The sequence below is a fragment of the Bradyrhizobium sp. RDM12 genome (assembly GCF_051917485.1).
Taxonomy (GTDB): domain Bacteria; phylum Pseudomonadota; class Alphaproteobacteria; order Rhizobiales; family Xanthobacteraceae; genus Bradyrhizobium.
In genome coordinates this window covers 898,337-920,364 of sequence record NZ_CM133064.1, presented here as the reverse complement: position 1 = coordinate 920,364, position 22,028 = coordinate 898,337, and the positions used below count along the sequence as shown (strand labels likewise).

Sequence of the window (22,028 nt, the reverse complement as noted above, 5' to 3'; positions counted from 1 at the left end):
GGTCGCGTCACCAGCGCCACGATTTTTCCCTTTGAAATCAACGCCGCTTCTACTTTGCATGGGGTTGTTTTCGCGATGTCCGCTAGGAGATAGGCAAAGCGGGCTCACGCCACGCGGCGGACTGCGTTCAGCCGCTCGATAGCGCGCTCTACGTCCGCCGCGGGACACGGCTTGCCAAAATAATAGCCCTGCACCGCGGTGCAGCCGCACTCGCGCACGAACTCGAGCTGCTCGATCGTCTCGACCCCTTCCGCCGTTGTCTCGACGCCGAGCACGGAGCCGAGGCTCGCGATGGTGCGGACGATGGCGACGCTTTCCGGACTTTCGCCCAGTGTGCCGACGAAGGAGCGGTCGATCTTGATGCGGTCGAACGGAAATTTGCGCAAATAGCTCAGCGACGAATAGCCGACGCCGAAATCGTCGAGGCTGACGCGCACGCCGAGGGCGCGGAGCTGGTGCAGGATCCCGATCGTGGCTTCGCTGTCATCGAGCAGCGCCGTCTCGGTGACCTCGAGCTCGAGCCGCTGCGGCGGCAGGCCGGCCTCTGCAAGCGCGCTCGTCACCATCGTCACCAGCCCGCGCGCGCGGAACTGCACCGGTGACAGATTGACCGCAATCGTGACATCCGGCCATGAGGCCGCTGTGGCGCAAGCGGTCCGCAGCACCCATTCGCCGATCGGAACGATCAACCCGTTCTCTTCGGCGATCGGAATGAACTCGGCCGGCGAGACGAAGCCGCGCAATGGATGTTTCCAGCGCAGCAGTGCCTCGAAGCCGGTCAGCTCGGTGGTGTCGAGCCGCACCTGCGGCTGGAACACCAGATGGAATTGGTTGGCTTCCAGCGCGCCGCGCAGATCGTGATTGAGCGCATGCCGGCTGCGCGCTGCTTCTTCCATCTCGGGCTCGAACAACTGATATGCGCCGCGTCCCTTGGCCTTGGCCTGGTACAGCGCGAGATCGGCGCATTTCATCAGTTCGTCGGCGTCGAGGCCGTGGTCGGGCGCGATCGCGATGCCGACGGAGACGCCGACATGGATCGACTGGCTCTCCAGCGGCGGCGGATGGCCGATGATCTCGACCAGACATCGTGCCAGCCGCTCCGCCGATTGCGGTTGCGGCCCGCGCTGGAGCACGGCGAACTCGTCGCCGCCGAGACGGGCGACGGTGTCGTGCTCGCCGGCATTCTCCTTCAGCCGCGCGGCGACCCAGCGCAGCAACCGGTCGCCGGCGGCGTGGCCGAGCCGGTCGTTCACGGTCTTGAAATTGTCGAGGTCGAAGCACAGCACGGCCATGGCGCCGCCGGCGATCGCGACCTGGTTCAGCCCCTCGCCCATCTTCTCGCGGAACAGCGTGCGGTTGGGAAGATCGGTGAGCGAATCGTGCTGCGCCATATGCGCGACCCGGGCCTGGGCCTTATGACGCTCGGTGACGTCCTCGTAGGTGACGACCCAGCCACCATGCTCCATCCGCTTGTGGTTGAGCTTGATGATGCGTCCGTCGCTCAAATGGCGGTGCAGCGTGTGCTCGCCCTCGCGCAGCCGCTCGACATAGTCGGCATAGATCTGGGCGGCGGTGGTGTTCGGATGGATGCCGAGATCGCAGCTGTGCTCCATGATCTCGCGCATCGAGACGCCGGGCTTCACAATGTCGGGCGACAGGCCGTACATCTCGATATAGCGGCGGTTGCAGACGATGACGTGCAGGCTCGCATCGAGCATGCACAGGCCCTGGCTCATGTTGTTCAGTGCCGCGTCGAAGCGGCGATACTGCTCACTCAGCTCCTCGACCGCGCGTTCGCGCTCGGTGATGTCCTCATATGTGGCGACGAAGCCGCCCTCGGGCAGCGCACAATAGCGCACCGAGACCACGGTGCCGTTCGACATGCTCCGCCGCATCGGAGAGGAATCGCGGTCCGCGATGCGCGCGCTGGCGGCTTCAAGGAGCTGTTGCGGAGTGTATTCGGAAGCGAAGGCGCGGTTCGCCATTGCGCGCTCGATCAGCTCGGAGAGATGCGTGCCGGGCTCGCTCTGCTCCGGCGACAGCCGATAGATCTGCTGGTAGGTGGAGTTGCAGATGCGCAGGCGCATGTCGCTGTCGTAGAACGCGAGGCCATGCGCCATGTTTTCGAGCGCGGCATCCAGCATGAGATTTTGCTGTTTCAGCGTCTCTTCGTGCTGCAGCCGCTCGGTGACATCCTCATGCACGGTGACCCAGCCGCCGTCTGGCATGAACCGCGATACGCCCTGTACCCTGCGGCCGTCATGGCGCGTCACGAGAACGGTTTTCGGGCTCCTGGTCTGGACGTCGTTGATCCGGGTGTCGCGGAACTCGTCTCCGGACACGTCCGCCTTGTTGCCGCGCGACAGCCAGTGTTCGATGGCGGTGCTATGCGAGATACCCGGTTTCACGACCTCGGGGTCGAGATTGTAGAATTGCAGGAAGCGTTCGTTGCAGACGACGACGCGGCTGTCGGCGTCATACATGATGAGGCCGTGCGACATGTTGGCGAGCGCGTGCTGGCTGCGCTCGGTCTGAAGTTGCAGCTCCACCTCGAGCCGGGCGAGGCGGCTGACATCGTCGCAGATCGTCATCCAGCCGCCGTCGGGAAGCGGCTTCAGCTCGAGCGTGATGACCAGGCCGCTGGCGAGTGTCTGCCGCGTATGGAACGGCTTGCCCGCCGCGATCAATGCGATCCGCGCAGTGTAGAGCGCGTCAAGCTCACTTGCCGGGATATTGCCGAGCGCCATGCTGTGGGAGAGCACGTCGCGGTAGCGCGTTCCAATCCGGACGACGTCGGCCGACATGCCGAACAGCTCGACATACCGGCGGTTGACCAGCACGATCCGGTTGTCGGCGTCGTAAACGCAGACGCCTTGTTCCATACCGTCGAGCGCAAGCTGGCTGAGCGAGAGCAGCGCCTGCTGGCCTTGCTCGCGGCGTGCACCGAGCTCGTTGTCGCGGGTCGACGTCATCGGATCAGTGGATCTCGGTGGCAATAGACTTGATGCAAGGTAATTCAGCCACTGAGCGTAGCGAAGAGGCGGGAAAATTCCCTTAAGCGCCGTAGTTTACGGAGGATGACTGGTGATGAAGAGAGTGGCCGCATATCACGCGCGAAAACGCGAAAGTGACTGCAAATTAGCATTGGGAGAGCGCTATAAACCTGAGCGTGTTCCAAGCGCAGCGCCGACGCTACGGCCCATACAGCACGAGCTCCGTATCCGTGAGGTCGGCCAGCCGCGGGCGGTGCGGACCCTTGAAATATTTGCGGCGGCGCTCGGTATAAATACCGATAAGGCCCGGGATGGGTTCGTTGGAATCGACGAACACCGATATCTTGCCGAGCCGCAGCAGCAGCCGGCCGATGCGGCCGGCGCAGGCGGCGTATTCGGCGGCACTGCGGCAGTAGATCAGCTGCATCGCCGGCGGTGCGATGAAGCCGCGGCGGATACGCACCGGTTGCAGGATGAAGGGGAATACGCCTTTCGGCGTGCGGCAGACCAGGCTGAGGCAATTATAGCGCGCATGCCGGGTCAGCAGCTCGGTCTCCTCGTCGGAGAGCCCTTCGATCTGCTTGGTATGCTGCGAGATGACCTCGATCTTGCTCCAGCGCGGGGCGCGCGATAACGCCGGCACTGAGCAGAACAGGCCGCGGCAATAGGCGCGAAAGCCCTGCGTCTCGATGATCGGCCACGTCCAGACGGCCGGGCTGATGTTGAGATAGGTCACGTGCTTGTGCCGCTGCGCGATCTTGGTCAGCAGCGGCGCGTAATTGCGGTAGGCCGGCTCGACATACCAGCTCGACAGATTGCACTGGATGGCGGTCTCTTCACCGTCGCTCCGTGTGGTGTAGATCAGCAGCAGCAGCCCGACCGGCGCGCCTTCATTGTCGAGCATATAGCCGAAGCGCGGATAGCCGTCCGGCACCGGCCGGAAGGCCTGGCGGCGCAGGCCCTGAATCCAGTAGCTGCGCGAACGGCCGACGAAGCCGCGCGCCAACAGGTCCGCGACCGCGTCGACGTCGGCTTCAGTGATTTCGCGACATCGGACCTTGGTGTGAATCACGCTCGTCTTACCCGTGGAAACGATCGGCCTCTTGCCCTAGCGCCAGCCTTCGCCGTGAGCGTCAGCCGCAACCTGCGACTGCAAGCCCAGGATGTCCCGCACCTTGGCGGGCCATAAGGAGACATCGGTGCCGTGGGTGTGAAACATCGCGACAGCCAGGCGATCCATGCCGAAGGCGACGCAGCCGGTGTGCGCCGGCTCGCCATTGGCGTCCTGGATGCCCCAGGTCGTGCCGAAATGTTCGCGGTGATAGTTGAAGCTCATGCAGGCGGTCGGCTGATCTTCGGAGCGCAGCGGGATCAGCAGCTCGAACTTGAGCTGCTGCTGCTTCTGGCTCACGGCCTTCATCTGGCCGACGCGGCCGAAGAAAGGGTCGCTGGCATAGTCGACGCGGAAGGTCAGGCCGAGATCGGTCGCGATCGCCTGCGCGCGCACCATCCAGCGCTCGCGGAAATCGGCGACGTCATCGGGTGTGCCGATGCAGACATATTCTCGCATCCGGAACGATTGCAGCCGGTCGAGATGCTTTGACGGTTCGCGGCGGAAGCAGTCGGCCGCGACGTCGAAGCGCAGGCCGCCCTTCGGCAGCTGACCGCGGCTGGCTGCGATCGGATAGACGGGATAGCAGGCTGCAGGCGACAACACGAGGTCGGCCGGCGACAGCGACGAGGTCCAGTCGCCGCCGGCATCGAAGCGGCTCACCGCAGCATTGATTTCGCGTTCGGTGCCATGCAGGCCGCAGACGCAGCCGAGCAGATTCGGAAAGCTCTTGAGGTAGCCGGATTTCTCCAACTGGGCCCGGCTCATCACCGGCGGGAAGCGCATCACCTCGGTGCCGGCTTCGCGATTGCTGGTGATCAGCGCGGCGAGCTTCTCAACGATACCCTCATAGAGCGCCGTACGGGCGTAGACGCCGTCTGAGCCCATGCGGTGGAACAGCTTTTCCGCGAGATGATCGAGCGGATCGACGATCTGCGGCGCGGTTTCGGGCGAATCGGGGAGAACAGCAATGTTCATGTTCGACTTCCTGTTATCGGCAATTATTCTTGTTGGTCTCGAAAGCACGTCAGTCGCGAAGACTTGTCAGAAGGCTTGTCAGTCCCCGAAGGCTTCGTCAGTCACGAAGGCTTGCCGGAATGCCGCTCATCAGGGTCGAGGTGGCGGCATTGGCGAGAATACGGTCGTTGTTGATCATGATCGGCGACGACAGCACGTCGCGCAGATGGCGGCCCATGGTGAATTCGCCGTCGTTCCGGTAGCCGGACAGGCCCGCGGTGCGCATCGCATGCATCACGGTTTCGACCGCAAGCTCAGAGGCCTGCACCTTCAACAGCGTGATTGAGGACTGAAAGTCGAGCGAGCCGAGCGCGCGCTCGTCATGCTCGGCGCGGGCGAAGGCGTCGAGATTGGCCGATATCAATGCGCGCAGTTTGGCCAGCGACATTTTCGCGGCGGTGAAGTGCGCGGCGGCCGGCGGCATCTGACCGCCGGAGCTGCGGGCCGCCTTGCGAACGAAAGCCTGCGCGCGCGTGACCGAGGCAGCGGCAATGCCGGCCCAGGTCGACGACCAGCACAGATGCGCGAACGGCGTCATGGTCTGGGCGTGGATCTTGTCATAGGCTTCCGGGAACACGCGGTCCGCGGGGCAGTCGACCTTCAGCTCGAAGCCGGTCGAGCAGGTGCCACGCATGCCGAGCGTTTCCCAGCCCTGCGTCTGCTTCAGCGAATAGTCGTCCTTGGCGAGCGCCAGCAGCACCTGATCGGACGCAGCGGCTTCGGTGGCGCGGCGCGCGATGGTGACCAAGCCGTCGGCCTGGGCGCCGTAGGAGATCACGGTGGCGTCGCGCACCAGCGAGACGGTATCTCCAGCGTGGTCGACCGCCGCGGCGCTGGCGCGGATGTTGCCGCCATTCTGGCCTTCGGTGGTGGAGGAGGCCAGCAGCCACTGGTCGCGGGCGACCCGGCGCATCATGGTTTCCATCCAGGGAATGCCATGACCGTGGCGGATCACGCAGGCGACCTTGGTCGTATGCATCGCGTAGATCATCGCAGTGGAAGCGCAGGCGCGTCCAAGCGTGTAGCAGATGTCGGTGACGTCGTAGATCGAGGCGCCCAAGCCACCGAACTCGATCGGGATCATGGCGCCGAGCAGCTTCTGCTCGCGCGCGGCATCGAAAGCCTTGTGAGGGAAGCGGGCATCGCGATCGACGCCGTCGGCGTCGGCTGCCGCCACGGTGGCGGTGCGAGCCGCGCGCTCGATCAAAGAGGGGCCTTCGAAAAGGCTCGCTTGGGTCTCGTCGACAGTCAGGACTGCTTCACGCACGTTCATGCTCGTCCGCCTCCGTTTCGTCGTTCGAGATCGCCGGCATCATTTGCGATGCCGCTCGCGACCATCCGACCATCTTTGCTTGTGATTGGAGGCTACGGATTTAATTCAAATTCGTCGATGAAATAGAGGGTAAACGAACTGAAATTCCGAACGAACAGTTAAGGTCCGGTTGTTTGCATCGTCGAAAATCCGGGTGTCGCGTTAGGGTTTTGGAAGAAGCCAGAATTTCAGACAATCTGAGTCAGCGTTTACTAAGAAACGCGAAGTAATGGTGACGCCCATTGCGAGATCGGCCGGTGATGCCCATCGTACCCGGCAACTGGCCGATCTTTTATAGACAGATGGGACTTTGCCGATGCAGGCCTTCGATACCGATTTGCGCGATCGCATCACCATGCTGGTGAAGGGCATCCTGGCGCAGAACTCACTCACCGCCGATGTCACGCCGTCGACGAAACTCGTCGATGCCGGCCTGACCTCGATGGACATGGTCAATCTGATGCTGAGCGTCGAGGCCGAGTTCGACTTCACCATTCCGCAAACCGAGATTACGCCGGAGAATTTTCAGTCCGTCGAGACGCTCGAGCGCATGGTCGCCACCCAGCTGCAGCCCGCGACGGCGGCCTGAGTTCGGCGCAGGTTTCATTCAGCCCGGCAAGACCACAACACCCCGTTCCAAAACCGCCGCAAAACTGGCATAGCCTAACCATGTCGCAGGTCGCGAACGGGTGGAGCAGGCATGACGCAGGCGGTATTGGGCATCATCGGCGGCTCCGGCATCTACGATTTGCCGGGACTTGAGGGCGCGCACGAAGAGGTGATCAAGAGCCCCTGGGGCGAGCCGTCGGCGTCCGTGCGGCGCGGCACCATCGCAGGCCTGCCCATCGTGTTCCTGCCGCGTCATGACAAGGGCCACCGCCTGTCGCCCTCCGAGATCAACTACCGCGCCAATATCGACGTATTGAAGCGCGCCGGCGTCACCGATCTGATCTCGCTCTCGGCGTGCGGTTCCTTCAAGGAGGAGATGCCGCCCGGCACCTTCGTGCTCGTCGACCAGTTCGTCGACCGCACGCACAAGCGGGAGAGCTCGTTCTTCGGCAAGGGCTGTGTTGCGCATGTCTCGATGGCGCATCCGGTCTCGCCGCGGCTGCGCATCCATTTGGCCGCGGCGGCCGAGGCCGAGGGCATCGCGATCGCGCGCGGCGGCACCTATGTCTGCATGGAAGGGCCGCAATTCTCCACCTATGCGGAAAGCATAACCTATAAGACGCTGGGCTATTCGGTGATCGGTATGACCAACATGCCCGAAGCAAAGCTCGCCCGTGAGGCCGAGATTTGCTACGCGACGGTTGCGATGGTGACGGATTTCGACTGCTGGCACCCCGATCATGATGCGGTCACCGTGCAGGACATCATCCGCGTGCTGACCTCGAATGCCGACAAGGCCAAGGCGCTGGTGGGCCGCCTCGCCAAGGATTTTCCGCGCGAGCATGAACCGTGCCCGGTCGGTTCGGACCGTGCGCTCGACACCGCGTTGATAACCGCGCCCGAGGCGCGCGATCCAGAGCTTCTGAAGAAGCTCGATGCTGTCGCGGGGCGCATCCTGCGCGGTTGAGATGAGAAAGGCAAAATGCCATGAAGGTCGACAGCAAGCATTTCCGCAGCATCTGGCGCGATCGCGACGGCTGGTCGGTCGGCGCGATCGATCAGCGCAGGCTACCGCATGAGTTCGTCCTAGCACGCCTGACTTCATGCGAAGACGCGGCGATCGCGATCCGCGACATGCTGGTGCGCGGCGCACCGCTGATCGGCGCCACCGCGGCCTACGGCATGGCGCTCGCGATGCGCGAGGATGCTTCCGATGCCGGGGTGAAACGTGCCTATCAGAGGCTGGTCGTGGCGCGGCCGACCGCGATCAATTTGAAGTGGGCGCTCGACGAGATGCGCGTGACGCTCGCGCCGATCGATCCGGTCGAACGTGCGGAAGCGGCGTACGCCCGCGCTGACGAGATCGCCGAGCAGGACGTCGAGATCAACCGTGGCATTGCCGCCAACGGTTTTATGCTCATCGAGGCGATCGTCGCGAAGAAGAGACCGGGTGAGACGGTCAATGTGCTGACCCATTGCAATGCCGGCTGGCTTGCCACCGTCGATTGGGGCACCGCGACCGCGCCGATCTATCTCGCGCATGAACGGGGCATCAAGATCCATGTCTGGGTCGACGAGACGCGTCCGCGCAATCAGGGGGCTTCGCTCACCGCCTGGGAGCTCGGCCATCACGGCGTGCCGCATACGGTGATCCCCGACAACACCGGCGGGCATTTGATGCAGCACGGCATGGTCGATCTCGCCATCGTCGGCACCGACCGCGTCGCCGCCAATGGCGACGTCTGCAACAAGATCGGCACCTATCTGAAGGCGCTCGCCGCGCACGACAACAACGTGCCGTTCTACGTCGCGCTGCCGTCGCCGACGATCGACTTCACCGTTAGCGACGGCATTCGCGACATTCCGATCGAGCAGCGCAGCGGCACTGAGGTCACCGACATGACCGGCCGCACGGCCGACGGCCGATTGGAAACGGTGCGCATCGTGCCGGAGGGGTCGCCTGTCGCAAACTACGCCTTCGACGTGACTCCGGCGCGCCTGGTGACAGGCCTCATCACTGAGCGCGGCGTGCTGAAGCCGGACCGCGCTGCGCTCGCGGCTGCATTTCCCGAGCGGATCGCCGTCGCGGCGGAGTAGGTTTGGTTAGGCGATATATGGCCGCAGCCGTCATTGCTTCGCTGCGCTCGCAATGACGGAGAACAAGGCGCTAGCCCAGCTTCAATCCCGTCGCCGCCTCGAGCTCGGCGATCGCCTGCGCGCCGTTCGTGACCTTGATCGTGGTCATGCCCATCTCGCGCGCGGGCTTCAAATTGACGCCGAGGTCGTCCAGATAAACGCATTCCTCCGGATCGACCTTCAGCGTCTCGACCATCAGCTGGTAGATGCGCGCGTCGGGCTTGCGCAGGCCGATCTTGGCGGATTCGATGACGTGGTCGAACAGCACCATCACGTCGGCGACGTAGAGTGAACGGCCAGTCATGCTGCCGATAGCGTTAGCTGGCAGATTGTTGGTGATGCAGCCGGTCTTGAATTGTGCCTTGATGCGCTTTAGCGCCTCGACCATCTCGGGACGCAGATCGCCCTGGAGCAGCGGCAGCACGTCGCGCCCGCGCACCTCGGCGCCGAGCGCTAGCGACTCCATCGCAAACAGCTTGTCGAAGGTATCGATATCGACTTCGGCGCGCTCGAACTTGGCCCAGGCGTTTTCCAGATGATTGGCGGCATTGGTGCGCCGGATGATGTCGACGGGCAGGCCGCGCTCGGTCTCGAACCGCGAAAACGCCTCGAACGGCGAGCTCGTCAGCACGCCGCCAAAATCAAAGATCACCGCCTCGATCGCCACTATCCTGCCCTCGTCAGTTCCTTTCCAAGAGGGCTAGCATGCGTTATCGGCAAGGACCAGTCCGAAGCAATCGCGTATCATCCTCGACGCCGACGCCAGAGCGTGTTCCCATGATGAAGCTTGTCATTCTCACCGTAGCCGCGCTGACGCTCGCGACGCCCGCTCATGCCATCGTCGGTGGCGGCACGCCGCAAGCCGACGGCGTCGCGCGCGCGGTCGTTACCATCGTGGGCTCGCGCGGCAATTTCTGCACCGGCAGTCTGATTGCACCGAAACTGGTGCTCACCGTCGCGCACTGCGTGCAGCCCGGCGCCGACTACAAGATCGTTGATCGTGGCCCCGATGGCGCGCCACAGCTGCTGAACGTGCGGACTGTCGCGATCCATCCCGGCTTCAACATGCAGGCGATGCAGGCGCATCGCGCCACGGCCGACGTGGCATTGCTGCAACTGGAAATTCCACTCAAGGGAAAATCGACGGTGCCGGTCGGCATGCCGAATATTCCGATCCAGGTCGGCAGCCGCTTCACCATCGCCGGTATCGGCGTCACCGTGCGCGGCGATGGCAAGAGCGGCGGCACGACGCGGGTTGCTGCACTCATTGCCACCGGCCAGCCCGGCACGTTCCAGATCCGCTTGGTCGATCCCGTAACCAACGGTGTTCGCGACGGAATCGGCGCCTGCACCGGCGATTCCGGCGGTCCCGTGTTCGAGGACAAGCCGAACGGTGCCGTGCTTGTCGGTGTCATCAGCTGGTCCACAGGACCGAACGGCGCCGCCGGCTGCGGCGGGTTGACCGGGGTCACGCCGCTGACGCTCTACCGCGACTGGATCGTGCAGACCGCGCGGAGCTGGGGCGCGGCGTTGTAGTTTGATCGCGACCTGATCTATGTCATTTTGCGGAGGAAGCGCGGTTGGCAACCATGCCCGTCGCGGAGGAAACGCGCCGTCTATCAAGGGCGGCCTGAAAAAGACAAGGCATAGAAGCAACAATGAATGTCGCTGTTCGCAGTCACGCTACGGCCAAACAGGCTACAGAACATTTTGACGTGCTGATCGTCGGGGCCGGCATCTCCGGGATCGGCAGCGCCTATCACGTCACGAAGCAGCTTCCAGGCACGAGCTACGTCATCCTGGAGACGCAGGAGACGTTCGGCGGGACCTGGAGCACGCATCGCTATCCCGGCATTCGTTCGGACAGCGATCTCCATACCTTCGGCTACAGCTTCAAGCCCTGGGTCGGTCCGCCGATCGCCACCGCCGAGGAGATCCTCGCTTATATGAAGGAGGTGATCGACGACAACGATATCGCTCGCCATATCCGTTACAAGCACAGGATCAATTCGGCGAGCTGGTCGAGCGAGCAGAACCTCTGGACCATCGAGGCGGTGACGACCGACACTGGTGAGGCGAGGACCTTTACCGCCAATTTCCTCTGGATGTGCCAGGGCTATTATCGCCATTCCGAAGGCTACACGCCGGAATGGAGGGGCATGGACCGCTTCAAGGGGCGCGTTGTCCATCCCCAGACGTGGCCTGACGGTATCGATCTCAAGGCCAAGAAGGTCGTCGTGATCGGCTCGGGCGCGACCGCGGCGACGCTAGTGCCGAACATCGCGGACACATGCGCGCATGTCACCATGCTGCAGCGCTCGCCGACCTATTTTCGCCTGGGTCGCAACGCCATCGAGATCGCCGAAGAGCTGCGCCGGCTCCAGGTCGACGAGGCCTGGATTCACGAGATCGTCCGACGCAAGATCCTATTCGAGCAGGATGCGTTCACAAAGCTCTGCTTGTCCAAGCCGGAACAGGTGAAGAAGGAGCTGATCGGCCAAATCAGCGCAATCCTCGGCCCGGACTACGACGTTGAGACGCATTTCACGCCGAGCTATCGGCCGTGGCGGCAGCGCATCGCCTTCGTGCCCGACGCCGATCTGTTCAAGGGCATCGCGAGCGGCAAGGCCTCGGTCGTCACCGACGAGATCGAATGCTTTGTCGAGAACGGCATTCAGCTTAAGTCGGGCAAGCTGCTGGAGGCCGATCTCATCGTCACCGCGACCGGCTTCAATCTCTCGGCCCTCGGCGATATCGCCTTCGAGATTGACGGCAAGCCGCTCGCCTTCGGCGACACCGTGACCTATCGCGGCATGATGTTCACGGGCGTGCCGAATATGGTCTGGGTGTTCGGCTATTTCCGCGCGAGCTGGACGCTGCGCGTGGATCTCGTTGCGGACTTTGTCTGCCGGCTGCTCGGCCACATGAAGGCGAAGGGCAGCAAGAAGGTCGAGGTGCGCTTGCGCGCCGAAGACCACAACATGCCGATCCTGCCCTGGATCGATCCGGAGAACTTCAACCCCGGTTACATCATGCGCGACATGAACCTGTTGCCCAAGCGCGGCGACAAGCCGGAATGGCAGCACAGCCAGGACTACTGGACCGAGAAGGACGAGATCCCGAAGACGGATCTGGATGACGGGGCGTTTGTGTATGGGTGAGTTGTAGTACCGAGATGAGGTGTGACAAGGGTTGCCGCATACTCCAGTGTCGTCCCGGACAAGCGTAAGCGCAGATCCGGGATCCATACCGCGGAATTTGTCGATTGCGGCTGGTGGCGGTCCAGCAACTCCAAGTCTTCGCCAAACCGCTCCCTGGGGCTATGGGTCCCGGATCAGCGCTTCGCTTTGCTGCGCTTGTCCGGGACGACAGCCTTTGTGGACTGAGCGGCGTCTCGACTCATTCGCTGCAGTGTTACAAATTCCTTCGCGTCGCATTCGTGGCAATCGCCGCCGCGGCCGTCCGGTTCTCTACGCCCAGCTTGGCGTAGATCTGCTCCAGATGCTTGTCGACGGTGCGCGGGCTGAGCCCCAAGATCTGCGCGATGTCGCGATTGGTCTTGCCCTTGCTGAGCCAGGCCAGCACCTCGCCTTCGCGGGTGGTGAGGCCGAGCTCGCTGGTGAACTCTGGCGGCAGCGCGGTGCCGGACTCCTTGGACAGCCGCAGCAGGAACTCGTTCGGCGCGGTCTCGCCCATGTAATAGAACCGGAGTTGCGGATTGTCGGGCAGGGTCGCCGCCTGAGATTTCGCGCTGCCCTTGCCTTTCGCTTGCTCCAGCCATTGCAGCAGTGAGGGCGGCAGGACGAAGTCGTCCGCCTGCGCGCCGTGATGATTGGCCAGCAGCTTTTGCGCTTGCGGTGTCGCCCACAGGATGTGGCCCAGGCGGTTGGCCGCGAACAGAAAGCGGCCCGAGACGTCGAGCGCGGTGCGCGCGCTCTGGGTCAGCCGCGCGTTGCCGAGATGGACGCGGATACGGGCCAGCATCTCCTCGATCACGATCGGCTTGGTCACATAGTCGACGCCGCCGGCGTCCAGCCCGCGCACGATGTGCTCGGTCTCGGCGAGGCCCGTCATGAAGATCACGGGGACATTGGCAAGGCCGGCGTCGCGCTTGAGCCGCCGGCAGGTCTCGAAGCCATCCAGGCCGGGCATCACGGCGTCGAGCAGCACGATGTCGGGCGTGATCTGGTCGACGATGCGCATCGCGCTCGCGCCGTCGAGCGCCACCATCACGGTCATCCCGGCGCCGTCGAGCGCATCGGTGAGCAGCCGCAGCGTTTCGGGAGAGTCGTCGACAACCAGCGCGATGTCGCGCTTTTTCGTCTCAATGCTCATAAGCATGCAGTGTTTTCAATGTGGTCATGTACTGGTCGAGGTCGAAGCGATCGACCAGCGATCGCATCTGGGCGACGAAGTCGGCATGTTCCGGATGCTCGCTGCCGATCTCGTCGAGCTTCAGCTGGATGCCCTTGACGTAGCCGATCTGTCCGAGTCCGATCAGCGCCTCTATGTGCCTGACAGGGGGCCGCGAGCCGCTCTCGGGATGCCACAGCGGCACGACCATCTCGTCGGAGCCGTATTGCCACTCGATCTTGAGCAGCTGGCGAATGGTCTCCAGCAGGCGCGGGATGTCGATCGGCTTCATCAGATAGCCGTCGTGAAAGGGCTGTGCGAGCGGTGCGCCATGGGCCTCGAGTGCGCTCGCCGACACCATCAGGATACGCGCCTGATGATGGCCGTCTGCGCGCAGCTGCTCTGCAACGGTCCAGCCATCCATGCCCGGCATCGAGATGTCGAGCAGGAACAGATCGGGCCGGCAGTGCTGCGCGAGCGCGAGGCAGCCCGGTCCGTCGGCGGCGCTGAGCAGGATGAAGCCGAGCGGCGTCAGCACTTCGCGCAAGAGATCGCGATGCACTGGATCGTCGTCGGTGATGAGGATGGTCTTGCGCGCGCCGTGATAGCCGGAGACCGGCGCCTCTACCGGAGCGATGCGCCTGGGGTTACTGACCTCCGACAGCAGCATCTTCACCTTGAACGTGCTGCCGCGGCCGACCGTGCTCGCGACCTTGATGTCGCCGCCCATCACGCCGGCGAGCAGCCGGCTGATGGTGAGCCCCAGTCCCGTGCCCGTCTGCGGTTGCGAGACTCCAAGCGCGCCGCGCTCGAACGGCGCGAAAATGCGTTCGAGATCGGCGCCCTGGATGCCGGGGCCGGTATCGGTCACCTCGAACTCCGCGACGGGACTGCGGTAGTGCACGATAAACTGCACGCTGCCGATCTGAGTGAATTTGATGGCATTGGAGAGGAGGTTGATCAGCACCTGACGCAGCCGCTTCTCGTCGGCATAGACCACCGTCGGCAATGTCGCCGGCCGCCTGAACACGAAGTCGATGCCTTTGGCGCCGGCCTGGAGTCGGAACATGCCGACGAGCTGATCCAGGAATTCGCTCAAACGGACCTCGTCGCGCGAGAGGTAGAGCCGTCCCGCCTCGATCTTGGAAATGTCCAGGATGCCGTCGATCAGGCCGGAGAGATGATCGGCGCTGCGGCGGACGACGCGGACCTGGTCGCGGGGCTTGGTGTTCAACGTCGTGTCCTGCTCCAGCAGCTGGGCATAGCCGCTGATCGCATTCAGTGGCGAGCGCAGCTCATGGCTCAGCCCCACCACATAGCGGCTCTTGGCGAGGTTGGCGGATTCGGCGACCTCCTTGGCGCGCTGGAGCTCGGCGTCGGTGCGCTTGTGCGCATCGATCTCCTGGATCAACAGCGTGGTCTGTCGTCGAGTTTCGGCCTCCGCTGCGCGGCGGCTTTGCTGGGCCAGCACGAACAGCCACGCGACGACGCCGATGATGATGCTGAGCGAGAAGAACACCTTCCACAGCACATTGGAGACTAGCGAGTTCTCGCCATGCACGCTCGCCGAGGTCTGCAGATAGATCAGCCCGAGCACCAATGCGACGAGGCCGGCGGAGACCACGAAGACGCCGACGTAGTGCCCGAACTGCGAGTTGATGCGCGCATAGATCGGCTGCGGCAGGATCTTGCCGAGCGCGTCCGAGAATTGCACCTGCGCCCGCGCGTGCGGTTTGCAGAGATCGTGGCAGCGTGCATCGAGCGAACAGCACAACGAGCAGATCGGTCCGGCGTAAGCGGGGCAGGACGTCATGTCCTCCGGCTCAAAACTGTGCTCGCAGATGCAGCACTGGATTGCCTCGATATTGGCCCAGCTCCGCTTCGGCTTGCGCGCGATGTAGAACTTTCCACCGGTCAGCCAGGCAATGATCGGCGCAGTGACGAAAGCCACCGTCAGCGCAACGAAGGCGGCGAGCGCCTTCATGGTCGGGCCGAACAGGCCGTAGAACGCCGCGATCGAGACGATGATCGCGAGCGTCATCGCGCCGACGCCGACCGGATTGATGTCGTAGAGATGTGCCCGCTTGAACTCCATCTGCGGCGGACGCAGCCCGAGCGGCTTGTTGATGACGAGATCGGCCACCAGCGCGCCGACCCAGGCAATCGCGACGTTGGAGTAGAGCGCGAGCGTCTGCTCCAGCGCCTTGTAGACGCCGATCTCCATCAGCAGCAGCGCCACCATCACGTTGAACACCAGCCAGACCACGCGTCCGGGATGGCTGTGCGTCAGGCGCGAGAAGAAATTCGACCAGGCGATCGAGCCGGCATAGGCGTTGGTGACGTTGATCTTGATCTGCGACAGCACCACGAAGAAGCCGGTCAGCGCCAGCGCGAGATCTGGATCCGACAGCACGTAGCGAAAGGCCACGAGATACATATGGGCGGGCTCGGCCGCCTCTTCGGGCGGCACGCCGTGGCTGAGCGCGAAGAAGGCTAGGAACGAACCGGCCAGAAGTTTCAGCGCGCCGAGCACGATCCAGCCCGGCCCCGCGCTCATCAGCGCGATCCACCACGACGCCCTGGAGGTGCGGCGGTCGCGCGGCAGAAATCGCAGGAAGTCGACCTGCTCACCGATCTGCGCCACCAGCGAGAACACCACGGACGACGCGACGCCGAACAGCAACAGATCGAAATGGCCGCCGGGATCGCCGTGCTCGCCGGCGAATTTGTGCCATTCCGTGAAGGAGTGCGGGCTGACCCACGCGATCGCGGCAAAGGGCAGGATATGCAGGACGACCCAGAGCGGCTGTGTCCAGAGCTGAAAGCGGCTGATCAGCGTGATGCCGTAGGTCACCAAAGGGATGATTGCGACCGCGCTGATGAGGTAACCGATCGGGCGGGGGATGCCCAAGCACATCTCCAGCGCGGTTGCCAGGATCACCGCCTCGATCGCGAAGAAGATGAACGTGAAGGAGGCGTAGATCAGCGAGGTGATTGTCGAGCCGATATAGCCAAAGCCGGCACCTCGGGTGAGCAGGTCAATGTCGATGCCGCATTTGGCTGCATAATAGGCAATCGGTACGCCGCAGAAGAAGATGATGGTGGAGACGACGAGGATTGCGGCTGCGGCGTTGGTAACGCCGTAGTTGAGGGTGATGGTGCCGCCGATTGCCTCCAGCACCAGGAAGGAGATCGCACCAATCGCGGTGTTGGCGACGCGAGCGGCGGACCAGCGTCGCGCGCTTTTAGCGGTGAAGCGCAGCGCGTAGTCTTCCAGCGTCTGGTTGGCGACCCATTGATTGTATTGGCGCCTGACGCGGTCTATTCGCTGCCGCCCTGCCACTTACACCCCACTCCCGAACGCGTCCGAACCTCTCGTGAACTCGCAAATCCCGTACCAAAAGCCTACGTCGCTATTTTGCGGTGCAGTATACGCGATCTTGCGTATGCTTGCAGTGCACAAATTCGAGCCATCCTCACGGCACCAATCTCGTGTCCTCGAACAAACAGTGGGGTGCTCATGTCAGACGAAGAAACCAAGGGCCTTTGTCACCGCTCCGGCGCAAATTATTGATGGGAATCGCTGCCGTCCCGGCCATCACAATGCTGCCGCGGGCGTCGTTTGCGCAGGCCCCGGCGACCTTGGCGGTCAATACCACCGGTCTCGCGGTCACTGACACCGAGGTGACGGTCGGCATCCTACACTCCGCTACCGGCACCATGGCCATCTCCGAAACCGGCTCGATCGAGGCCGAAAAGCTCGCCATCGAGCAGATCAACGCCGCCGGCGGCGTGCTCGGCCGCAAGATCAAGTTCATCCAGGAAGACGGCGCCAGCGACTGGCCGACCTTTGCCGAAAAGGCGAAGAAGCTGCTGGTCAACGACAAGGTTGCGGCGATCATGGGCTGCTGGACCTCGGCCTCGCGCAAGGCGGTCCTGCCGGTCGTCGAGCAGTATAACGGCATGCTCTATTACCCGACCTTCTATGAAGGCCTCGAGCAGTCCAAGAACGTGATCTACACCGGCCAGGAGGCCACCCAGCAGATTCTCGCCGGCCTGAACTGGATCGCGAAGGAGAAGGGCGCGAAGTCGTTCTTCTTCGTCGGCTCCGACTACATTTGGCCGCGCACCTCGAACAAGATCGCTCGCAAGCACGTCGAGAACGTGCTGAAAGGCAAGGTCGTCGGCGAGGAATATTATCCGCTCGGCAACACCCAGTTCAACTCGGTCATCAACAAGATCAAGCTGACCAAGCCCGACGTGATCTTCACCGACGTGGTCGGCGGCTCCAACGTCGCCTTCTACAAGCAGCTCAAGGCGGCCGGCATCGACCTCTCCAAGCAGGCGCTGCTGACGATCTCGGTCACCGAAGACGAAATCGACGGCATCGGCGGCGAGAACATCGCGGGCGCCTATGCCTGCATGAAGTACTTCCAGTCGCTCGACAATCCGAACAACAAGGCCTTCGTGCCAGCGTTCAAGAAGATGTGGGGCGAGAAGACCGTGATCGGAGACGTCACCCAGGCTGCCTATCTCGGCCCTTGGCTGTGGAAATTGACGGTGGAGAAGGCCGGCTCCTTCGACGTCGACAAGATCGCGGCGGCTTCGCCCGGAGTCGAGTTCAAGGGCGCGCCGGAAGGCTACGTGCGCATCCACGAAAACCATCATCTCTGGTCGAAGACCCGGGTAGGACGCGCCAAGCTCGATGGCCAGTTCGAACTGATCTACGAGACCGCCGATCTCGTCGAGCCGGATCCGTTCCCCAAGGGCTACCAGTAAGAGCGCGATCAGTAAGAAGCGCGGCGACCGTCGCGGTTTCCCCTCGAGCTCAAGCCGCTCCCTGGCGTGGACAGCAAATCCACACCCAAGACCCCCGCGTCGCGAATCTGCTCGCGACGCGGGACCTCATCCCTGACGGAGGACATCGATGTTCGGCGACTACTCGCTTGGTGACCTTGGCTCCATCTTCGTCATGCAGGGCTTTGCAGGGCTGATCCTGTTCTCTGTCTACGTCCTGATGGCACTCGGTCTTGCGATCATCTTCGGCCAGATGGGCGTCATCAACATGGCCCATGGCGAGTTCATGATCCTCGGTGCCTACGTCACCTGGATGACGTCGAATTTCTTCCAGACCTATTTGCCGAGCCTGTTCAGCGGCTACTTCTTCCTCGCGATGATCCTCGCCTTTGTCGCATCCGGTGCGCTGGGTATGCTGGTGGAATGGGTGCTGATACGGCATCTCTACAAGCGCCCGCTCGATACGCTGCTCGCGACCTGGGGCCTCAGCCTGATGCTGCAGCAGGCCTATCGCTCCGTATTCGGCGCGCGCGAGGTCGGCGTCGAGCTGCCGCAATGGATGCTCGGATCGCTGCATGTCACCGACAGCATCGAGGTGCCGATCAACGGCGTCTTCGTGATGTGCCTGACCCTGCTGATCACGATTGCCGTCGCGTATGTGATGTATAAATCGCGCTGGGGTCGTCAGGTGCGCGCCGTGGTGCAGAACCGCATCATGGCCGGCGCCGTCGGCATCAACACCGAAAAGGTCGACCGCTACACCTTTGGCCTTGGCTGCGGCATCGCAGGCGTCGCCGGCAGCGCCTTCACCATGATCGGCTCGACCGGGCCGACCTCCGGACAGCTCTACATCGTCGACACGTTCCTGGTGGTCGTGTTCGGCGGCGCTGCGAGCCTGATCGGCACCATCGCCTCGGCCTTCTCGATCTCGCAGACGCAATCCACCCTCGAGTTCTTCATGTCGGGCTCGATGGCCAAGGTGCTGACGCTGCTCGCCGTTGTCGGAATCCTGATGCTGCGGCCGCAAGGGCTGTTCGCCCTCAAGGTCCGCAAGTGAGAAACGGAGGCTGGTGCAATGACCGACAATCGCTTCTTCAATCGATCGGAGTTGATCGGAATTCTTTTGCTCGCGGTCTTCCTGGTGGTGGTGCTGCCGCTCACGCTCGACGTCTTCCGGCTCAATCTGGTCGCGAAATATCTGACCTATGCCTTCGTCGCGTTGGGTCTGGTAATCTGCTGGGGCTATGGCGGCATTCTTAGCCTCGGCCAGGGCGTGTTCTTCGGGCTCGGCGGTTACTGCATGGCGATGTTCCTCAAGCTCGAGGCATCGAGCGTGGAGAACACCAAGATCCAGTCGACGCCCGGCATTCCCGATTTCATGGACTGGAATCAGATCACGGCGCTGCCGCTGTTCTGGAAGCCCTTCAACAGCCTCACCTTCACCATCGCCGCCATCATCCTGGTGCCCGGCATCTTCGCCCTGATCATCGGCACCGCGATGTTCAAGCGCCGGGTCGGCGGCACGTACTTCGCCATCATCACCCAGGCGGTCGCGGCCATCCTCACCATCCTGATCGTCGGCCAACAGGGCTACACCGGCGGCATCAACGGCATGACTGATTTGCGCACCTTGAAAGGGTGGGACATCCGGCCCGACCACGCCAAGATCGCGCTATACTTCTTCGAGGTCGGGTGCCTGTTCGTCTGTATCATGATCGCGCAGTTCATCCGGCACTCCAAGCTCGGGCGCATCCTGGTGGCGATGCGCGAGAAGGAGGACCGTGTCAGGTTCTCCGGTTACAGCGTTGCGAATTTCAAGATCTTCGCCTTCTGCATCGCGGCCGTGTTCGCTGCGATCGGCGGCGCGATGTTCGCCCTCAATGTCGGCTTCATGTCGCCGTCCTTTGTCGGCATCGTGCCGTCGATCGAAATGGTGATCTACACCGCGGTCGGTGGCCGGCTGTCGATCCTTGGCACTGTCTACGGCACGCTGCTGGTCAATTTCGCCAAGACCAGCCTGTCGGAAACGTTCCCCGAGTTGTGGCTGTTTGGCCTCGGCGGCTTGTTCATCGCCGTTGTTCTCGCATTCCCGAACGGCCTTGCCGGAATCTGGGGCGACTACGTGCAGCCGCGCATCGATGGCCTGATCTCGGCACGCAAACCCAAGCCTGAAGGCTGGACCGACAGCTCGGTCGCCGACGGCGCCCCGGCCGAGTGAGGAGATCATCATGCTCGTAGGTCATCAGCCCAAGGAATTCCTGCTCGCCGTCGAAGCCCTGACTGTCTCCTTCGACGGGTTCAAGGCGGTCAACGATCTCTCCTTCTACGTCGACGAGAACGAAATACGCGTCATCATCGGCCCTAACGGTGCCGGCAAGACCACGGTGCTCGACCTGATCTGCGGCAAGACCAAGGCGACGTCAGGCTCGATCCAGTTCCGCGGCAAGGAGCTGACGCGGATGAAGGAGAACGAGATCGTCAAGACCGGTGTCGGCCGCAAATTCCAGAATCCTTCGATTTACGACGATCTCACGGTGTTCGAGAATCTGGAGATTTCCTATCCGCGCGGGCGCTCGGTGTTCGGTGCGCTGACCTTCACCCGCGATGCCGCCGTGCGCGACCGGGTGCACGAAGTCGCCGAGATGATCTTCCTGAAGGATCGGCTGAACATAAGCGCCGATCTGCTCAGCCACGGCCAGAAGCAATGGCTCGAGATCGGCATGCTGCTGATCCAGGATCCGGACCTCCTGATGCTCGACGAGCCCGTCGCCGGGATGAGCGTTTCCGAGCGGAGCAAGACCGCGGAGCTCCTCAACCGCATCATCAAGAACAGGTCAGTCCTGGTGATCGAGCACGACATGAAGTTCGTCGAGGACATCGCGCATAAGGTCACCGTGCTGCACCAGGGCCAGATCCTCTCCGAGGGGACCATGGAGAAGGTGCAGAACGATCCCAAGGTCATTGAAGTCTATCTCGGCCACTAAGGAGGCGTGACGATGCTGGCTATTTCGGATCTCCACGTCGCCTACGGCCAGAGCGAGGTGCTGCACGGGCTCAACGTCAAGGTCGCGCCCAATGAGATCGTCGCGATCATGGGCCGCAACGGCATGGGCAAGACCACGCTGATGAAATCGTTGATGGGCATCCTTCCGGCGAAAAGCGGCTCGGTGACCATGGATGGTGACGAGCTCGGCGGCCTGCCGAGCTATGAGCGCGTCGCCAAGGGCCTCGCCTATGTGCCGCAGGGCCGCATGATCTTCTTCGCCATGACGGTGAAAGAGAACATCGAGACCGGGCTCGTTGTCTCCGGCGGCTCTGAGGTGCCAAGCGACATCTATGAGTTATTTCCGGTTCTGCTGGAGATGAAGGGCCGCCGCGGCGGCAATCTCTCCGGCGGGCAACAACAACAATTGGCGATCGCCCGCGCGCTGGCGACCAAGCCGAAGGTGTTGCTGCTCGACGAGCCGACCGAAGGCATCCAGCCGTCGATCATCAAGGACATTGCGCGGACGCTGAAACGCATCCGCGATGAAAAGGGTCTCTCGATCGTCGTGTCCGAGCAGGTCCTGAGCTTTGCGCTCGATATCGCCGACCGTGTGCTGGTCATCGAGAACGGGGCGATCATGCGCGATGACCCGCGCGACAGCGTCGATGCCGCGCAAGTCTCGAAATATCTGTCCGTCTAACCAACCGTGTAAAA

17 protein-coding genes are annotated in these 22,028 nt (G+C 62.9%); 10 read left to right on the top strand and 7 right to left on the bottom strand.

Annotated elements, in window-relative coordinates:
* Nucleotides 1–104: 104 nt before the first annotated feature.
* The 4 genes from ACTGJ9_RS04330 to ACTGJ9_RS04315 all read right to left on the bottom strand — a co-directional run bounded on the left by ACTGJ9_RS04330 (nucleotide 105) and on the right by ACTGJ9_RS04315 (nucleotide 6,394).
* Nucleotides 105–2,972: a PAS-domain containing protein gene (locus ACTGJ9_RS04330; protein ID WP_456676070.1), complete on the bottom strand. Its 2,868-nt coding sequence runs from the start codon at nucleotides 2,970–2,972 to the stop codon at nucleotides 105–107.
* A gap of 220 nt (nucleotides 2,973–3,192) precedes the next feature.
* Nucleotides 3,193–4,065: an acyl-CoA acyltransferase gene (locus ACTGJ9_RS04325; RefSeq protein ID WP_456676069.1), complete on the bottom strand. Its 873-nt coding sequence runs from the start codon at nucleotides 4,063–4,065 to the stop codon at nucleotides 3,193–3,195.
* Nucleotides 4,066–4,101: 36 nt separating this feature from the next.
* Nucleotides 4,102–5,082 (bottom strand): amino acid--[acyl-carrier-protein] ligase, encoded by a 981-nt coding sequence (locus ACTGJ9_RS04320; protein ID WP_456676068.1) that lies wholly within the window; start codon nucleotides 5,080–5,082, stop codon nucleotides 4,102–4,104.
* A gap of 97 nt (nucleotides 5,083–5,179) precedes the next feature.
* Nucleotides 5,180–6,394: an acyl-CoA dehydrogenase family protein gene (locus ACTGJ9_RS04315; RefSeq protein ID WP_456676067.1), complete on the bottom strand. Its 1,215-nt coding sequence runs from the start codon at nucleotides 6,392–6,394 to the stop codon at nucleotides 5,180–5,182.
* 355 nt (nucleotides 6,395–6,749) lie between these two features.
* Here ACTGJ9_RS04315 and ACTGJ9_RS04310 point away from each other — a divergent pair, with 355 nt between their 5' ends.
* The 3 genes from ACTGJ9_RS04310 (at nucleotide 6,750) to mtnA (ending at nucleotide 9,139) form a co-directional block, all read left to right on the top strand.
* Nucleotides 6,750–7,022, top strand: a complete 273-nt coding sequence (locus ACTGJ9_RS04310; protein ID WP_456676066.1) for a phosphopantetheine-binding protein — start codon at nucleotides 6,750–6,752, stop codon at nucleotides 7,020–7,022.
* A 111-nt stretch (nucleotides 7,023–7,133) separates the two neighbouring features.
* The gene (locus ACTGJ9_RS04305; protein WP_456676065.1) at nucleotides 7,134–8,009 is read left to right on the top strand and encodes an S-methyl-5'-thioadenosine phosphorylase; all 876 of its coding nucleotides are present in this window, start codon (nucleotides 7,134–7,136) and stop codon (nucleotides 8,007–8,009) included.
* A 20-nt stretch (nucleotides 8,010–8,029) separates the two neighbouring features.
* Complete coding sequence (gene mtnA / locus ACTGJ9_RS04300; protein ID WP_456676064.1) at nucleotides 8,030–9,139, top strand: S-methyl-5-thioribose-1-phosphate isomerase; 1,110 nt, start codon at nucleotides 8,030–8,032, stop codon at nucleotides 9,137–9,139.
* A gap of 70 nt (nucleotides 9,140–9,209) precedes the next feature.
* Here mtnA and ACTGJ9_RS04295 read toward each other — a convergent pair whose 3' ends face one another.
* A complete protein-coding gene (locus tag ACTGJ9_RS04295) occupies nucleotides 9,210–9,845 on the bottom strand; it encodes an HAD-IA family hydrolase (RefSeq protein ID WP_456676063.1) in 636 nt (211 codons plus the stop codon).
* 110 nt (nucleotides 9,846–9,955) lie between these two features.
* Here ACTGJ9_RS04295 and ACTGJ9_RS04290 point away from each other — a divergent pair, with 110 nt between their 5' ends.
* Nucleotides 9,956–10,714 (top strand): S1 family peptidase, encoded by a 759-nt coding sequence (locus ACTGJ9_RS04290; protein ID WP_456676062.1) that lies wholly within the window; start codon nucleotides 9,956–9,958, stop codon nucleotides 10,712–10,714.
* Between the two features lie 122 nt (nucleotides 10,715–10,836).
* Complete coding sequence (locus ACTGJ9_RS04285) at nucleotides 10,837–12,339, top strand: flavin-containing monooxygenase (RefSeq protein ID WP_456676061.1); 1,503 nt, start codon at nucleotides 10,837–10,839, stop codon at nucleotides 12,337–12,339.
* 253 nt (nucleotides 12,340–12,592) lie between these two features.
* Here the strand turns inward: ACTGJ9_RS04285 and ACTGJ9_RS04280 are convergent, their stop codons facing one another.
* Together ACTGJ9_RS04280 and ACTGJ9_RS04275 are read right to left on the bottom strand one after the other, a co-directional pair.
* Nucleotides 12,593–13,519, bottom strand: coding sequence for a response regulator (locus ACTGJ9_RS04280; RefSeq protein WP_456676060.1), 927 nt, complete (start codon nucleotides 13,517–13,519; stop codon nucleotides 12,593–12,595).
* A complete protein-coding gene (locus tag ACTGJ9_RS04275) occupies nucleotides 13,503–16,874 on the bottom strand; it encodes a hybrid sensor histidine kinase/response regulator (RefSeq protein WP_456676059.1) in 3,372 nt (1,123 codons plus the stop codon). Before ACTGJ9_RS04275 ends, ACTGJ9_RS04280 begins: the two co-directional genes overlap by 17 nt.
* A 230-nt stretch (nucleotides 16,875–17,104) precedes the next feature.
* Between ACTGJ9_RS04275 and urtA the strand changes: the two genes are divergently transcribed.
* The 5 genes from urtA (at nucleotide 17,105) to urtE (ending at nucleotide 22,014) form a co-directional block, all read left to right on the top strand.
* Entirely contained in the window at nucleotides 17,105–18,310 is a 1,206-nt protein-coding gene (urtA, locus tag ACTGJ9_RS04270; RefSeq protein WP_456676058.1) for an urea ABC transporter substrate-binding protein, read from the top strand.
* Nucleotides 18,311–18,458: 148 nt separating this feature from the next.
* A complete protein-coding gene (gene urtB, locus ACTGJ9_RS04265; RefSeq protein ID WP_456676057.1) occupies nucleotides 18,459–19,385 on the top strand; it encodes an urea ABC transporter permease subunit UrtB in 927 nt (308 codons plus the stop codon).
* Between the two features lie 18 nt (nucleotides 19,386–19,403).
* Nucleotides 19,404–20,546, top strand: a complete 1,143-nt coding sequence (urtC, locus tag ACTGJ9_RS04260; protein ID WP_456676056.1) for an urea ABC transporter permease subunit UrtC — start codon at nucleotides 19,404–19,406, stop codon at nucleotides 20,544–20,546.
* A gap of 10 nt (nucleotides 20,547–20,556) precedes the next feature.
* Nucleotides 20,557–21,312: an urea ABC transporter ATP-binding protein UrtD gene (gene urtD / locus ACTGJ9_RS04255; RefSeq protein ID WP_456676055.1), complete on the top strand. Its 756-nt coding sequence runs from the start codon at nucleotides 20,557–20,559 to the stop codon at nucleotides 21,310–21,312.
* A 12-nt stretch (nucleotides 21,313–21,324) separates the two neighbouring features.
* Nucleotides 21,325–22,014 (top strand): urea ABC transporter ATP-binding subunit UrtE, encoded by a 690-nt coding sequence (gene urtE / locus ACTGJ9_RS04250; RefSeq protein WP_456676054.1) that lies wholly within the window; start codon nucleotides 21,325–21,327, stop codon nucleotides 22,012–22,014.
* Nucleotides 22,015–22,028 lie beyond the last annotated feature (14 nt).

Coding starts and splice junctions, on each gene's coding strand:
- ACTGJ9_RS04315 (WP_456676067.1), bottom strand. CDS start 6,394: ATGAACGTGCGTGAAGCAGTCCTGACTGTCGACGAGACCCAAGCGAGC.
- mtnA (WP_456676064.1), top strand. CDS start 8,030: ATGAAGGTCGACAGCAAGCATTTCCGCAGCATCTGGCGCGATCGCGAC.
- ACTGJ9_RS04320 (WP_456676068.1), bottom strand. CDS start 5,082: ATGAACATTGCTGTTCTCCCCGATTCGCCCGAAACCGCGCCGCAGATC.
- ACTGJ9_RS04330 (WP_456676070.1), bottom strand. CDS start 2,972: ATGACGTCGACCCGCGACAACGAGCTCGGTGCACGCCGCGAGCAAGGC.
- ACTGJ9_RS04305 (WP_456676065.1), top strand. CDS start 7,134: ATGACGCAGGCGGTATTGGGCATCATCGGCGGCTCCGGCATCTACGAT.
- urtD (WP_456676055.1), top strand. CDS start 20,557: ATGCTCGTAGGTCATCAGCCCAAGGAATTCCTGCTCGCCGTCGAAGCC.
- urtE (WP_456676054.1), top strand. CDS start 21,325: ATGCTGGCTATTTCGGATCTCCACGTCGCCTACGGCCAGAGCGAGGTG.
- urtC (WP_456676056.1), top strand. CDS start 19,404: ATGACCGACAATCGCTTCTTCAATCGATCGGAGTTGATCGGAATTCTT.
- ACTGJ9_RS04290 (WP_456676062.1), top strand. CDS start 9,956: ATGATGAAGCTTGTCATTCTCACCGTAGCCGCGCTGACGCTCGCGACG.
- ACTGJ9_RS04280 (WP_456676060.1), bottom strand. CDS start 13,519: ATGCTTATGAGCATTGAGACGAAAAAGCGCGACATCGCGCTGGTTGTC.
- urtB (WP_456676057.1), top strand. CDS start 18,459: ATGTTCGGCGACTACTCGCTTGGTGACCTTGGCTCCATCTTCGTCATG.
- urtA (WP_456676058.1), top strand. CDS start 17,105: ATGGGAATCGCTGCCGTCCCGGCCATCACAATGCTGCCGCGGGCGTCG.
- ACTGJ9_RS04285 (WP_456676061.1), top strand. CDS start 10,837: ATGAATGTCGCTGTTCGCAGTCACGCTACGGCCAAACAGGCTACAGAA.
- ACTGJ9_RS04310 (WP_456676066.1), top strand. CDS start 6,750: ATGCAGGCCTTCGATACCGATTTGCGCGATCGCATCACCATGCTGGTG.